Here is a 13838-nt window from a genome sequence, read left to right on the forward strand (position 1 = left end):
GCCCCGGTCCGTGACCGGCCCGGCCGGTCACGCGCCCGGGTGGCGCGCTCCTTCGGCGAGGTACGCCGCGACCGTGCCGCCGAGCACGCGGTGGTGGCGGGCGCGGTGCTTCGCGGCGGTGGGGCCGCGGCCGGAGAGTGCCTCGAAGGTGTGCCGGGCGGCGCTGTGGAGGACACAGAACGCGCTGGTCGTCATGTGTACGTCGATGGCGCCGGCCGAGGTGACGACGTCACCGCCCGCGCGCCCCGCCTCCGGGATCCGGCTGGTCGGGCCGAGCGCGGGCGTACCGAGGTCCGCGAGCGCCGGCGACGTGCGGATGTGCCCCGCCCGGCGGATGTTCTCGGTGCTCACCGGCTGCGGGGCCGGCTGCGGGGCCACGGGGCTCCACCGGCCGACGTGTTGACGCCCCGTCCCATGGCGCGGGCCGGTCGCCGTCCGGAGCGGTGTCGGGCGCGGAGGCGTGCTGGGCGGCGAGCCGCACAGGGGCGTTGGACAGGCCGAAACCGCGGTAGCCGCCGATGCGTTGCACGACCTCGAAGAAGACCCGGCCGACGGTGACGGTGCAGAGGTGCAGGAACTCACCGTCGTCGTCCCTGTCGTACAGCAGCCCGAGCTCGCGCAGTTCCCGGTGGCGCGTCTCGCCCAGGTCGAAGCGGGCCCGCAGGTCGTCGTAGTAGTTGCCGGGGACGGGCAGCAGCACGTCGTCGGGCAGGGCCCGGAGCCGGCGCGCGGTCGCGACGATGTCGTCGTCGGCCAGCGCGATGTGCTGCCCCGGCAGGTCCCGCGTGCCGGCGTGCGCGATGTCGAGCACGAGGCGGACCGTGCCGGTGGCGTCGGACACGGCGCGGCTGCGCGACAGACCGTACGGATCGGCCACTTCGACGCTCTCGTGCGGCCGCAGCCCGAGGACCGAACGGTAGAACAGGGACGCCTCGTCGAACTGGTCCCACGGATGGCTCAGCGCCACGTGGTCGATGCGGCTGATGTGGCCCGCGGGCGGCGTCGCCGGATCGAAGTCCTCGCGCCAGGCCGGCTGCCCGGCGTCGCAGAAGAACAGTTCGGTGCCGTCCGGCGCCGCGACGGCGTCGAGCGGCGCCTCGCCCGGGGCGTGGTGGCGGGGGAGTACGGGCGAGAGCAGGGACTCGGCGCGCGCGACGCAGAGCGCGGGGTCCGGGGACTCCAGGCCGATGGCCACCAGGGAGGTGTCGACGGGGCTGTCGGGATGGGTGCGGTCGAGCAGGATCCTGGCCCGGCCCTGCTCCCACAGCTCGACCGGCTTGGTCGCGTGCTGTCCCGTACGGGCGAATCCCAGCGCATCGAGCAGCCCGCCGAGGCGGTGGTGCTCACGGGTGGTCAGCTCGGCGAAGGCGAAGCCGCCGGGCTGTACGGGGCGGGGGAGGGGCGAGCCGGTGCCGAGCACCTGGGCGACGTCCTCCTCCAGCGCGATCAGGGACCGCATCGCGTCGACGGCCGTCCGCCCGGTGTCCGCCTGCCGGAAGCCGTCGTTGAAGATCTCCAGTGACAGCGGGCCCGCGTAGCCGGTGCGCAGGACGTGGGCGAGCAGCCCGGCGAGGTCGAAACCGCCCTGGCCGGGGAAGCAGCGGTAGTGGCGGCTCCACCGGAGTACGTCCATGGCGGGCAGCGGGGCGTCGGCGAGCTGGAGGAAGAAGATCTTGTCACCGGGGATGGCCTCGATGCCGCCGGGGTCCGAACCGCGCGACAGGATGTGGAAGCTGTCCAGACAGGTGCCCAGGTTCGGATGGCCGGCCATCCGTACGATCCGCCAGGCGTGCGGATACGTGTCGACGTGCCGGCCCCAGGCCAGTGCCTCGTACGCGATCCTGATGCCGTGCCCGGCCGCCCGTTCGGCGAGCAGGCGCAGCTGCTCGGCGGCGAGCGCGTCGTCGTCGACGGCGCCGGGGGAGGCGTTCGAGCAGACCAGCAGTGTGCCGGCGCCGAGCCGCTCCATCACCCGGAACTTGTGCTCGGCCCGCCGCAGATTGTCCGCGAGCCGGTCGGGGGCTACCGCTTCGAAGTCGCGGAAGGGCTGGTAGAGGTCGATCCCCAGCCCCAGTCCTTCGGCTCGCTCGCGGATCCGCTCGGGCGGCAGCGGGCAGCCGAGCAGGTCGTTCTCGAAGATTTCCACGCCGTCGAACCCGGCCCGGGCGACGGCCTCCAGCTTCTCGGTCAGACAGCCGCTGACGGAGACGGTGGCGATGGACTTGCGCATGAGGGGCTCCTTCCTGGGCGGCGACGAGGTCGGCCACGGGGGCGGGCTTCCCGGCCGGGCCGGGCTCGCGTCCGGTGGACAGCCGGAAGGCGTGTGCGGCCTGGAAGACGGCCATGCCGCCACCATCCAGGGTGCGCCACCCCGGGGCGCGCGCCTCGCCCAGCAGTTCCGTGCCGAACGGCCGGTGGACCACACCGGCGACCCGGAGCCCCGGGCGCGGCGGGGAGGCCCGGGTGGCGCGCCATGCCGGTGGGCGTGGCGCGCGCCAGCCCGTGGACCCCGGCGCCGCAGGTCATCGCGTCGGCGACCTCCGCGACGCGGGACCGGCGCCGGTACGGCCCGCGCCGGTGGACGCGGGTGAGGCGCACCCCGACGACGGGCGCGTCCACCGTCGCGAGGGCGTCGCGCGGGGCGGCCGAGGTGTGCGTGTACCCGGCCGCGTCGATGACGGCCGCGGCGGCGGCCGGCGCCGCGCCCGGAGGCCCGCGGGTCCGCCGGCACCACGGGCCAGGCGCTGCCGCCTCGACGGTCACCGGGTGAGCGCACACCGCGCCCGACGGTTCCCCGCGCCTTTCGGCCGGTGATGCGGATCCGATCCCTCGTCACCCCGTCGGTACCGCATGTTCTCCACGAGGTCCCCGTCGACCCCTGGTAGGTCGGTGTACGCGCGGCAATGCTGTGGCGGCAGCGTGCAGTGCCCGTTCAACCGACCACTCCTCAGGAGGATTTATGGGCCTTGGCACATTCGGCAGCCTCGGACGGCCCGTCGTGCTCCTCGCGACGGTGACCGCGCTGACCGCCGGGGCGATCGCCCCCGCGGCCGCCGACACGACCCCCGACACCCGCCCCCGCAACTCCGCGGAAGTCCTCCGGCCCGTCGCGCCGCCTCCCGCGAGCACCCCGGCCGGCAGCCCCAGATCCGTCGTCGACGGCGACGGCATCGAGACCGCCCGCAGCGCCCGCCCCATCGCCCCGGGCGTCCGCCTCAGTTCGTACGACCGCCTCGAATCCGACAAGTGGCTTCGCGTCGACACGCTCTCCGTCGACCTCGACGGCAGCGGCGTACGCGCCGACTACCTCCACTCCGGCAAGGTCTCCGACCGCCGTTCGGTCTCCGAACTCGCCGCCGCGCACGACCCGGGCGCGGGCCGCCGCACCGTCGCCGCCATCAACGCGGACTTCTTCGACATCAACCAGACCGGCGCCCCGCAGGGCCCCGGCATCAAGGACGGCAGGACGGTCCACTCCCCGGCCCCGGGCATCAGCCGGGCCGTCGGCATCGGCCCCGGGAGCGCGGGCCGCGTCCTCCGGCTGTACTTCGAGGGGACCCTCGCCCTGCCCGCCGGGACACACCCCCTGGCGTCGTACAACGCGGCCAACGTGCCGGCCGGGGGAGTGGGGGCGTACACCTCCGGCTGGGGCACGGCCGACCGCGCCCTGACGGTGGACGGCGCGACTCCCGTCGCCGAAGCGGCCGTACGGGACGGAAAGGTCGTCGAGGTGACGGACCGGCCCGGCGCCGGGCCCATCCCCGAGGGCACCACGGTCCTCGTCGGCCGCGAGGCCGGGGCGGCGGCCGTCGAGGCGCTCGAACCGGGCGACCCGGTGGAGATGGAGTACCGGGCGCGCGCCGACAGCGGGCCCGTGCCGCGCACCGCCGTCGGCGGCCGCGAGCTGCTCGTCGTGGACGGCGTACCGCAGGACCACGACGGCCAGGGCAACAACACCGCCGCGCCCCGCACCGCCGTCGGCTTCTCCAAGGACGGCAGCGAGATGCAGGTGATCACCGTCGACGGCCGCCAGGCCGACAGCGGCGGCGTCACCCTCACCGAACTCGCCCTGATGATGCAGCGCGCCGGATCGCACAGCGCGCTGAACCTCGACGGCGGCGGCTCGTCGACCCTGATCGCGCGCGAACCCGGCAGCGACGTGCTCCAGGTGGAGAACAGCCCGTCCGACGGCAGCGAACGCACCGTACCCAACGGCCTCGCCCTCACCGCCCCCGACGGCAGCGGACACCTGCGCGGCTACTGGGTCGAGACGCGTACGCCGGCCGGCGGCGCGCCCACCGCGGACCCCGTCGTGGGCGGCCACCCCGAACGGGTCTTCCCCGGCCTGACGCGCCGGCTCACCGCCGCCGGTTACGACGAGACGTACGGCCCGGCGGACGGAGAACCGCGCTGGCACAGCGCCCGCGCGTCCGTGGGCCAGGTCGACGACGACGGGCTGTTCACGGCGCGCCGCGGCGGCACCGTACAGGTGCGCGCGCGCCGGGGCCCGCCGAAGGCGGCATGCTGCTGACCGTCCTCGACGACCTCGCCCGCATCGAGCCGACCACGCGGCGCGTGGGGCTGGCGGACGCGGAGGCGAGCGGCGCGTTCGGCATCGTCGGGTACGACGCCCACGGCACCAGCGCCCCGGTGGAACCGCGTGACGTGACACTCGACTACGACCGTTCGCTCTTCGAGGTGCGCGACGACGGCCGGGGCGGCTTCACCGTCACGTCGCACACGGGTAGCGGCGCCGCGGGCCGGATCAAGGCCACCGCGGGAGGCGCCGTCACCGAACTGGCCGTCAGCGTCGGCCTGGCCGAGCAGGCGGTGTCCGCGTTCGACGACGCCGCGTCCTGGACCTTCGCCCAGGCCCGCGCGAGCGGCTCGGTCGCGGCGGTCCCCGAAGGCCACACCGGCACCGGGCTGAAGCTCACGTACGACTTCACGCAGTCGACGGCGACCCGCGCCGCCTACGCCAACCCGCCGCAGCCGGTCACCGTGGCCGGCCGGCCCCAGTCCTTCACGATGTGGATCAGGAGTGACGGCAAGGGGGCCTGGCCGACGCTGCACCTCAAGGACGCGGCCGGCTCCGACCAGCTGCTGCGCGGCCCGTTCCTCACCTGGACCGGCTGGCGGCAGGTCACCTTCGCCGTACCGCCGGGGGCGGCGACGCCGCTGAGGGTGCACCGGTTCTACCTGGCCGAGACGGCGGCCGCCAAGCAGTACACGGGTGAGATCCTCGTCGACACGCTGACAGCACAGGTGCCGCCCACGGTCGACCTGCCCGAGCAGCCCGTCCCGGCCGACCCGCTCGTCGACTCCGCGGTCGAAACCCAGGGCCGGGACTGGCAGTTCGCGGTGATGTCCGACGCCCAGTTCGTCGCCCGCGCCCCGGACAGCGCCATCGTGGCGCAGGCGCGCCGTACGCTGCGCGAGATCAAGGCGGCGAAGCCGGACTTCCTGGTCGTCAACGGCGACCTCGTCGACGAGGGCTCACCGGCCGACCTCGCCTTCGCCCGCCGCGTCCTGACGGAGGAACTGGGCGACGCCCTGCCCTGGTACTACGTCCCCGGCAACCACGAGGTGATGGGCGGGAAGATCGACAACTTCGTCGCCGAATTCGGCCCGCCCCACCGGACGTTCGACCACGAAGGCACCCGTTTCGTCACCCTCGACACGTCGAGCCTGAGCCTGCGGGCGGCGGCTTCGCGCAGATCAGGAATCTGCGCGCGCAACTCGAAGCGGCGGCCGAGGACGAGCGGATCAGCTCGGTCGTCCTGGTGGAACACGTCCCGCCGCGCGACCCGACCGTGCAGAAGGCCAGCCAGCTGGGCGACCGCAAGGAGGCGGCGCTGATCGAGGGGTGGCTGTCCGGATTCCGGCGTACGACCGGGAAGGGCGCGAGCCTCATCGGCAGCCACGTGGGGGTCTTCCACGCCGCGCACGTGGACGGGGTCCCGTACCTGGTCAACGGCAACTCCGGCAAGGCGCCGGCGGGGCCGCCGGACGAGGGCGGCTTCACCGGCTGGTCGCTGGTGGGCGTCGACGAGGTCTCACGCGCCGAACAGGCGGCGGCCCGGAAGCGTCCCTGGGCGGGCGGCCCCGACTGGATGTCGGTCCAGACCCGCGCCCACGTGGACGCCCTGGCACTCGACGCGCCCTCCGCACTGGCCCCCGGCCGCAGCGCGGCCGTGGCGGCGGCCGTCACCCAGGGCTCGCGCCGGGTCCCGGTCGCCTTCCCGCTGAGCGCGGACTGGACGGGCTCCCCGGACCTCCACATCGGGCCCGCGAAGGACGCCCGCCCCCGCCACACGGCGGCCTTCGACCCGGCCACGGGAACCCTGACGGCGCTGCGGCCGGGCACGGTCACTCTCGCGGCGACGGTCAACGGCACGACACAGCGAGCCGAAGTCCGCATCGCGGCGTCGGCCGCGCCCAGCGCATGACCTGCGAGACGGAACGGTAGTTTCGCGCGACGGGCGGCGCCCGGGGCAGGGTTCTCCTGCCCCGGGCGCCGCCCGTCCCTCACACCTTGCGGTAGTCGTACGCCTCCCCGGCCGCCGCCTCCACGGCGTCCAGATCCGCGCCCGCGGACGCGGTGACCACCGCGGCCACCGCACCCTCCACGAACGGCGCGTCCACCAGCCGTGTCCCGTCCGGCAGTTCGTCGCCCTCGGCCAGCAGCGCCTTCACGGTGAGCACCGCGCTGCCCAGGTCGACCAGCACGGCGACGCCCGCGCCGCCGTCGACCGACCTGGCCGCCTCCGCGATCAGCTCCGAACTGGTGCCGAGCCCTCCGTCGGGCGTACCGCCCGCGGCCGCCACCGGAGCGGTGTCCTTGCCGCCCGCGAGTCCCTTCGCCAGCTCGGCGACGGACGCCGCGACCGACGCGCTGTGCGAGACGAGCACGATCCCGACCGGCTTCTTCCCACTCGCCCCGTTCTCCCCGCTCACGCGGCCCCTCCGTGGAATCGGCCGTGTCGGCGAGCGCGCCGATCAGCAGCGCCGACGACGTCGCGCCCGGGTCCTGGTGCCCGATGCTCCGTTCCCCCAGATAACTCGCCCTGCCCTTGCGCGCCTGCAGCGGTACGGTCGCGAGCGCCCCCTGGTCCGCCGCCGTCCGCGCCGCGCCGAACGACAGCGACTCGGCGAGCGCGCCGACCGCCGGGATCAGCGCGTCCAGCATCGTCTTGTCCCGGCCTTCGCCCCGCCCAGCTGCGCCACCGCGTCGACGCCCGCGCGCAGCGCCTCGGCGAGCTGCTCGGGCGTCACCTCGGCCTCGTCGCCGAGCGCCTTGCCCGTACGCCGCAACAGCGTCCCGTACAGCGGCCCGGACGCCCCGCCGACGGTCGAGATCAACTGCCTCCCCGCGAGCACCAGTACGGCACCGGGCGCGGCGGGCTGTTCCTTGTCCAGCGCGGCGGCGACGGCCGCGAAGCCGCGTTGCAGATTGCTGCCGTGATCGGCGTCGCCGATGGCCGAGTCCAGTTCGGTGAGGCGGTCGGCCTCGCGGTCCACGGCGACCGCCGCGGCGGACATCCAGCGACGGAAGAATTCGGCGTCGAGCACCAGCACAAGATCTCCTTCTCGCGTTTGTTCGATGGTCACGTGTTCCATGCGTACGTCTCAGCGCCCCCAGCGCAGCGCGGCGGTCTCGACCGGCGCGTCCCACAGGCGCAGCAGTTCCTCGTCCACCTGGCAGAGCGTCACCGAGCAGCCCGCCATGTCCAGCGAGGTGACGTAGTTCCCGACGAGCGTGCGGGCCACGGCGACACCCCGCTCGGCCAGCACGCGCTGCACCTCGGCGTTGAAGCCGTACAGCTCCAGCAGCGGAGTGGCGCCCATCCCGTTGACGAGTACGAGCACGGGCCGCGTCGGCCGCAGGTCCTCCAGCACCGCGTCGACCGCGAAGTCCGCGATCTCGCCCGAGGTCATCATCGGCCGCCGCTCCCGGCCCGGCTCACCGTGAATGCCGATGCCCAACTCGAGTTCACCGGGCGGCAGGTCGAAGGTCGGGGACCCCTTCGCGGGCGTGGTGACGGCGCTGAGAGCGACCCCGAAACTCCGGGAGGACTCGTTGACCTGCCGCGCGACGGCCGCCACCCGGTCCAGCGGTGCGCCCTCCTCGGCGGCGGCGCCCGCGATCTTCTCGACGAAGAGCGTCGCGCCCGTACCGCGCCGGCCCGCCGTGAAGAGGCTGTCGGTCACGGCGACGTCGTCGTCGACGACGACCTTGGCGACCTGGACGCCCTCGTCCTCCGCCAGCTCGGCGGCCATGTCGAAGTTGAGCACGTCGCCGGTGTAGTTCTTGACGACGAACAGCACCCCCTGCCCGCTGTCGACCGCGGCAGCGGCCCGCACCATCTGGTCGGGAACGGGCGACGTGAACACCTCGCCGGGACAGGCGGCGGACAGCATTCCGGGCCCGACGAACCCTCCGTGCAGTGGTTCGTGCCCGCTGCCCCCGCCCGACACGAGGCCCACTTGGTCCGCGACGGGCGCGTCGCTCCGTACGACGACACGGTTCTCCACATCGACCGTGAGCCGGGGGTGCGCGGCGGCCATTCCGCGCAACGCATCCGCGACGACCGTCTCCGCCACGTTGATGAGCATTCTCAACGGTATCTCCGATCAAGATTGTCAGGCAGGCCCTGAGTAACGTCCTTGCAGGTCGGATACTGTTTCGCGCGTTGTCGGTCCTGGTGGTTCACGGCGCCCGGCGGCGGCTTCCGGCGGGGTGCATGTGGTGGCTCCTCTCCACTGCGCGTCTGGCATGCTCATGACGTGATCGGTGAGCTTGTGCGGCCCAGCCCCAGGAAGTACGTCCTGTTCGATGTCGACGGTACGTCGATCGACGCCGTGGTCAACCAGCGCAGGGTCTGGGAAGTACGGGCGGAGCGATACCGGCTGGACGCGGACGAGGTCCATCGGGTGGCGCTGCGGACACGGCCGATGGAGACCTTCGCGCAGGTGGCTCCGGACCAGGATCCAGCGGAGTGCCTGACGGCGCCGCACGAACTGGAGGACGAGGACGTCCGGTCCGGCGTCTATACGGCCTTCGACGGTGCGCCGGAGCTGCTGGACGCCCTGCCGGCGTCGTCGTGGGCGCTGGTGACCTCGAACTACGAGCACCGGGTGCGCGGGCGGTTCGCCCGGACGGGCCTGCCGCTCCCGCGCGTCGTTTTCGACGCCGCCGCGGTGGCGGAGGGGAAGCCGTCGCCCGTGTCCTGCTGCTGGCCGCCGAGCGGCTGGGCGCCGAACCCCGGGACTGCCTGGTCGTCGAGGACGCTCCCTCCGGAGTCGAGGCGGGGCTGCGGGCCGGCATGACGGTGTGGGGGGTCAACGTCGCGGTCGCGGTGGCCGGCGTGCACCGTCACTTCAGGACTCCGCGCGAAGCGGTCCCCGAGATCCTCGCCTTCGCCCGCTCGGAGGCGTCGGCCGCAGCGGGGTGATCACGGTGCGGCCGGTGTGACGACGGCCGGAACACCGCGGCGGCCATGCCGAGGACGCGAACAGAGCGCCGCTGTCACTTCACGGAGGTTCGGGCGGCCGTCCGTTGCGCGATGTGTCCGTAACGATGGCAGTGGCGGTTCCCCGCCGAGCAATGGTGCCCCCAAGCGTCGGCGTCCGCATACACGCTCGGCACCGGCCTCGGCCGGGGCCGGCAGCGCAGCGGAAACAACCTGATGTTCGACACGCCGGGCCGGGGCGGTTCGGTGCGGCAGGAGATCATCCGCGCCGTGGGCGTGACGCGGTGGAGGAACCCCGCGCACACTGGCCCGGGACGGCGTGAGCCGTCCCGGGCCAGTGTGCGCGGGGCGGACCGCAGTGCCTCCCCGCGGACGCGGCGCCGCATCCGTCCGCGCGATTCGGTGGTGCTCGGATCCAGCGCCTCCGGCACCGGTCCCCCGCCCTCACGACCGGGTTTCGGCCGCGGCCCGGTACAGCCGGCGCAGCCGCACCACACCGAGGTCGTGCTGGTAGAGGTTCTCCCGCTGGTCGGCGTCCGCGGGCATGGCCTCCAGCATGACGCGGTCCTGTTCGAGGACGTCCCAGTGCCTCTTCTCGATCAGCGTCTTGTACAGGAAGCGCCAGGAGTCGCGCTGCCAGTCCTGGACCTCGCGGTACCGCCAGAAGAAGACCCCGGTTCTGTGCGCGTCCACCGGGCAGACCATCCCGACGATGCCGAACGGGCCGCCGGGGCCCGCGGAGGGCGGGTACGGGATGGACAGGTCCACCCAGTCCACACCGGTGCGGCACAGTTCCACCCAGTCGAAGTTGACGCCCCGCTGGTCGGTCTTCTCGAAGAAGTAGCCGCGGTCGGTCTCGCGGATGCGGAACTTGGCCGTGGTGTCGCCGTCGGACATCGTGTGCGACTCGTGGTGCAGGAAGGCCCCGTGCATCGGGTCGAGGAGGTTCTCCACCGCGTACCGCCACGGCACGTTCCACTCCGCGTAGCACAGGAACGCGTCCGTCTGCGGGTCGGTGAGCGGCTCGGGCAGGGTCAGCGGCACCGGCTCGGGGTGCTCCTCGTCGCCGAAGTACGCGAGCACCGCGCCCGCGACCTCCCGCACCGGCAGTGAGGTCACCAGCTTCTTGCCCTCCAGGTTGCAGCCCGGCAGTCCCGGCACGGACGAGACCGTGCCGTCCGTCTCCACCTCGACGCCGTGGTACCAGCAGGCGACACGGTCGCCCAGGTGCTTGCCGAGGGAAAGCGGCGCGCCGCGGTGCGGGCACCGGTCGGCCAGCATCGAGAGGGTGCCGTCGGAGCGGCGGAAGAGGAGCCACTGCTCGCCGAGCGCGGTGACCTTGCGCATGGCGCCGGGGGCGACGAAGTGCGAGGGGACGACGGCGTGCCACTGGTTGCGCAGGCCGTTGGCGTAGATGTGGTCCGCGGATGCGGTGGTCGACAGCGTCATGGTCAGGCTCCCAGTCGGTGCATCTCGGCGCGGAAGGACTGCTCGGTCCACGGCCGCCCGTCGGGGGCGTGGACCCGGCGGGCGTTCAGCCCGCGTACGACGTCGGCCAGTTCGTGGCCTTCGTCCGTGTAGACCTCCTCGAGCGTGGCGGCCAGTTTGCAGGCGTACGGGCTCGGCTCGTGCGTACGGCTCTGGTGGACTTCCAGGTACGGCCAGGTGTCGGTCACGGCGTCTCCAGGACGGGAGGGAGGAAGGGGGAGGGGGAGGAGGGGTCACAGGTCGAGGACGAGCCGGGCGGACGTGCACCGCGAGACGCAGATCATCATCGTGGCGTTCGCGGTGTGTTCGGCCTCGCTGAGCAGGAAGTCGCGGTGGTCCGGGGCGCCGTCGAGCACCCGGGTCTCGCAGGAGCCGCAGATGCCGTCCCGGCACGAGCTCCGCACGTCCAGCCCGGCGGCCTCCGCGGCCTCGAGTATCGATGTGCCGGCGCCGACGTCGAGCGTCACCCCGGAGGCACGGCACTCGACCTCGAACCCCGCGTCGTCTCCCGCACGCTCCACCACCGGGGCCGCGAAGCGCTCCAGCCGCAGCCGCTGAGCCGGGCAGCGCTGTTCGACGGCGGTCAGCAGCGGTTCGGGGCCGCAGGCGTACACCAGGGTGCCCCCGGGCAGCTCGGCAAGAGCGGCGTCCAGGTCGATGTGACCGTGCTCGTCCTGCGGTACGACGACGACGTCGCCGTCCAGCGCCGCGAGTTCGCCGGTGAACGCCATCGAACCGCGGGTGCGGCCGCCGTACACCAGCCGCCATGCGGCGCCGCGGCGGGACGCCTCCCTGGCCATGGCCAGCAGCGGCGTGATACCGATGCCGCCTGCGACGAAGACGTAGCCCTCGGCGTCCTCCAGGGCGAAGTGGTTGCGCGGCTCCGAGACGGTGACCTGCTGGCCGGGGCGGAGCACGGTGTGCACATGGCGGGAACCACCGCGCGAGGCGGGCTCGTTCAGCACGCCGATCCGGTAGACGCCGGCGGTCTGCGGGTCGCCGCACAGGCTGTACTGCCGGGTGTGGCCGCCCACCTGGACATCGAGATGGGCTCCCGGCGTCCACGCCGGCAGCGGCTTGCCGTCCGGATGGACCAGCTCGACGGAGAGGACACCTTCCGCCTCCCATGTCATGCGGTGGACGACCAGCCGCAGGGAGTTCTCACTCATGACCTGCTGCCTCCTGACTGTCTTACGGGAAGGGCTTACGGGAAGGGCTTACGGGGACGTCCTGAGGGAAGGACCTACTGGCCGGGGATCCGCACGGGCGGGGTGAACGGGTTCTTCATCGGGCCGAGTGCCGCGAGGTCGACCTCGACGAGGGTCGGCCCGGCGGAGCCGACCGCCTGGCCGATGACGGGCGCCGCGTGTTCCTCCGCGGAGATCCGCAGGTACGGCAGTCCGCAGGAGCGTGCCAGCAACTCGAAGTCCGGGGTGACCAGGTCCACGCCGGAGCGGCGCCCGCTGTAGCGGTCCTGCATGTTGCGCAGCACCCCGTAGCCGCCGTCGTTGAAGACGATCAGCGTGAGGCGGGGCCGTTCCTGGGCGACGGTGAGGAGTTCGCCGAGGTGTACGGCGAGACCGCCGTCGCCGGCGAGCACGACGGTGGGCGCGTCCGGCCGGGCGAGCGCCGCGCCGATGCCCATGCCGAGCCCCTGTCCGATGCCGCCGCCGCGGGGGAAGACGTTGTCCCGGGGGTCGTACATCTCCAGCAGGCGGTTGCCCCAGCTGCTGGAGGGGATGGTGACGTCCCGTGCGACGACCGCCTCACGGGGGAGCGCGGCCCGGATCGCGTCGCAGATCGCGGCCTGCGGGCCGATGCCGTCGTGCAGGTCTGCCCGTACCTCGGTACGCACGGCCGCGACGCGCTCGCTCCAGCCGGTCCCGGCGGGCCGTGCGTGCGGCAGCAGAGCGGCCAGGGTGGCCGACGCGTCACCGTGCAGGGCGTGCTGGACCGGGTACACGCGGCCGAGCGCGGCGGCGTCGATGTCGATCTGGAGGTGCGCCGCCGGGAGCCGCAGTGTGTAGTCGGCGGTCTCGTTGGAGCGGAAGTGCGTGCCGACCGTGACCAGCAGGTCCGCGTCGTCGAGCAGGGCGCGCACGGCCGCGGTGGTGGCGAAGTTGCCGATGACCTGTTCGTGGTCCTCGGGTACCGCACCACGGCCGGAGTTGGACGTGATCAGTCCCGCCCCGGTCGCCGCGAGGAGGGCGGCGAGCTCCGTACGCGCCGTCGCGACGCCTCCGCCGGCCCAGACCAGCGGACGGCGGGCGGAGGCCAGGAGGGCGCCCGCGGACGCCAGTTCGCCCTCCGCGGGGGTGGGGACGGCGGACGCGGGGAGCTCGGCGGGCTCGTCGGTCTGCGCCGCGTACTGGAGGTCGATCGGCCACTCGACGCTCGCCGGGCCGCCCGGCGCCGCCAGCGCGGTGCGGGCCGCCTCGCGCAGGATGCGGCCCGCCTGCTCCGCGTCCGGCACGCTCGTGGCGTACGCCGAGACGGCGGTCAACATGCCGAGCTGGTCCTTCGTCTCGTGGATGAAGCCCCGGCCGCTGCCCAGGAACTCACTCTCCACCTGCCCGGTGACGTGCAGTACCGAGCTGCCCGCGCTGAGGGACTCGATCAGTGATCCGGCGGCGTTGCCCGCGCCGGTGCCGGTCGAGGTGAGCGCGCAGCCGAGGGCGCCGCGGGCACGCCCGTAGGCGTCGGCGGCGTTCACGGCGGACGCCTCGTGCCGCACGGGGACGAAGCGCAGTTCCCGGTCGACGGCCTCGACGAGCGGCAGGTTGTGCACACTGACGATGCCGAAGACGGTGTCGATGCCGAGTTCCCGCAGGACGGCGACGAGGAGATCGCCTCCGTTGTCGTAACGCATGGTGTCTC

8 protein-coding genes and 5 pseudogenes are annotated in these 13838 nt (G+C 73.5%); 2 read left to right on the top strand and 11 right to left on the bottom strand.

Annotated elements, in window-relative coordinates; translation table 11 throughout:
* Nucleotides 1–27 precede the first annotated feature (27 nt).
* From BN1555_RS39270 to BN1555_RS41725, 4 genes and pseudogenes are all read right to left on the bottom strand, one after another.
* Nucleotides 28–336 carry a hypothetical protein gene (locus BN1555_RS39270; RefSeq protein ID WP_255306469.1) on the bottom strand — a complete coding sequence of 103 codons (309 nt, stop codon included), beginning with the start codon at nucleotides 334–336 and terminating at the stop codon, nucleotides 28–30.
* Entirely contained in the window at nucleotides 230–2230 is a 2001-nt protein-coding gene (locus tag BN1555_RS32150) for a bifunctional sugar phosphate isomerase/epimerase/4-hydroxyphenylpyruvate dioxygenase family protein (RefSeq protein WP_093802676.1), read from the bottom strand. The genes BN1555_RS39270 and BN1555_RS32150 overlap by 107 nt, the downstream gene beginning before the upstream one ends.
* A 61-nt stretch (nucleotides 2231–2291) precedes the next feature.
* A pseudogene (locus BN1555_RS40870) lies at nucleotides 2292–2502 on the bottom strand (shikimate dehydrogenase); the annotation flags it as partial.
* Nucleotides 2503–2547: 45 nt separating this feature from the next.
* Nucleotides 2548–2778: pseudogene (locus BN1555_RS41725) on the bottom strand (type II 3-dehydroquinate dehydratase); the annotation flags it as partial.
* Nucleotides 2779–2959: 181 nt separating this feature from the next.
* Between BN1555_RS41725 and BN1555_RS32160 the strand changes: the two are divergent.
* Nucleotides 2960–6449: pseudogene (locus BN1555_RS32160) on the top strand (phosphodiester glycosidase family protein).
* A 79-nt stretch (nucleotides 6450–6528) separates the two neighbouring features.
* Here BN1555_RS32160 and BN1555_RS32165 read toward each other — a convergent pair.
* The 3 genes and pseudogenes from BN1555_RS32165 to dhaK all read right to left on the bottom strand — a co-directional run bounded on the left by BN1555_RS32165 (nucleotide 6529) and on the right by dhaK (nucleotide 8622).
* Nucleotides 6529–6957 carry a PTS-dependent dihydroxyacetone kinase phosphotransferase subunit DhaM gene (locus BN1555_RS32165; RefSeq protein WP_093802677.1) on the bottom strand — a complete coding sequence of 143 codons (429 nt, stop codon included), beginning with the start codon at nucleotides 6955–6957 and terminating at the stop codon, nucleotides 6529–6531.
* A gap of 19 nt (nucleotides 6958–6976) precedes the next feature.
* Nucleotides 6977–7572: pseudogene (dhaL, locus tag BN1555_RS32170) on the bottom strand (dihydroxyacetone kinase subunit DhaL); the annotation flags it as partial.
* A 57-nt stretch (nucleotides 7573–7629) separates the two neighbouring features.
* The gene (dhaK, locus tag BN1555_RS32175; RefSeq protein WP_093802678.1) at nucleotides 7630–8622 is read right to left on the bottom strand and encodes a dihydroxyacetone kinase subunit DhaK; all 993 of its coding nucleotides are present in this window, start codon (nucleotides 8620–8622) and stop codon (nucleotides 7630–7632) included.
* 165 nt (nucleotides 8623–8787) lie between these two features.
* Here dhaK and BN1555_RS32180 point away from each other — a divergent pair.
* Nucleotides 8788–9455 (top strand): annotated as a pseudogene (locus BN1555_RS32180) (HAD-IA family hydrolase).
* Between the two features lie 462 nt (nucleotides 9456–9917).
* Here the strand turns inward: BN1555_RS32180 and BN1555_RS32185 are convergent.
* The 4 genes from BN1555_RS32185 to BN1555_RS32200 form a co-directional block, all read right to left on the bottom strand.
* Complete coding sequence (locus BN1555_RS32185; protein ID WP_093802680.1) at nucleotides 9918–10922, bottom strand: aromatic ring-hydroxylating oxygenase subunit alpha; 1005 nt, start codon at nucleotides 10920–10922, stop codon at nucleotides 9918–9920.
* A gap of 2 nt (nucleotides 10923–10924) precedes the next feature.
* Nucleotides 10925–11149 carry a recombinase-like helix-turn-helix domain-containing protein gene (locus BN1555_RS32190; RefSeq protein ID WP_093802682.1) on the bottom strand — a complete coding sequence of 75 codons (225 nt, stop codon included), beginning with the start codon at nucleotides 11147–11149 and terminating at the stop codon, nucleotides 10925–10927.
* 45 nt (nucleotides 11150–11194) lie between these two features.
* Nucleotides 11195–12130: a PDR/VanB family oxidoreductase gene (locus BN1555_RS32195; RefSeq protein ID WP_093802683.1), complete on the bottom strand. Its 936-nt coding sequence runs from the start codon at nucleotides 12128–12130 to the stop codon at nucleotides 11195–11197.
* Between the two features lie 74 nt (nucleotides 12131–12204).
* Complete coding sequence (locus tag BN1555_RS32200) at nucleotides 12205–13830, bottom strand: thiamine pyrophosphate-binding protein (protein WP_093802685.1); 1626 nt, start codon at nucleotides 13828–13830, stop codon at nucleotides 12205–12207.
* Between the last annotated feature and the right edge of the window lie 8 nt (nucleotides 13831–13838).

This window comes from Streptomyces sp. Wb2n-11, assembly GCF_001049855.1.
Lineage (GTDB): Bacteria > Actinomycetota > Actinomycetes > Streptomycetales > Streptomycetaceae > Streptomyces > Streptomyces altiplanensis.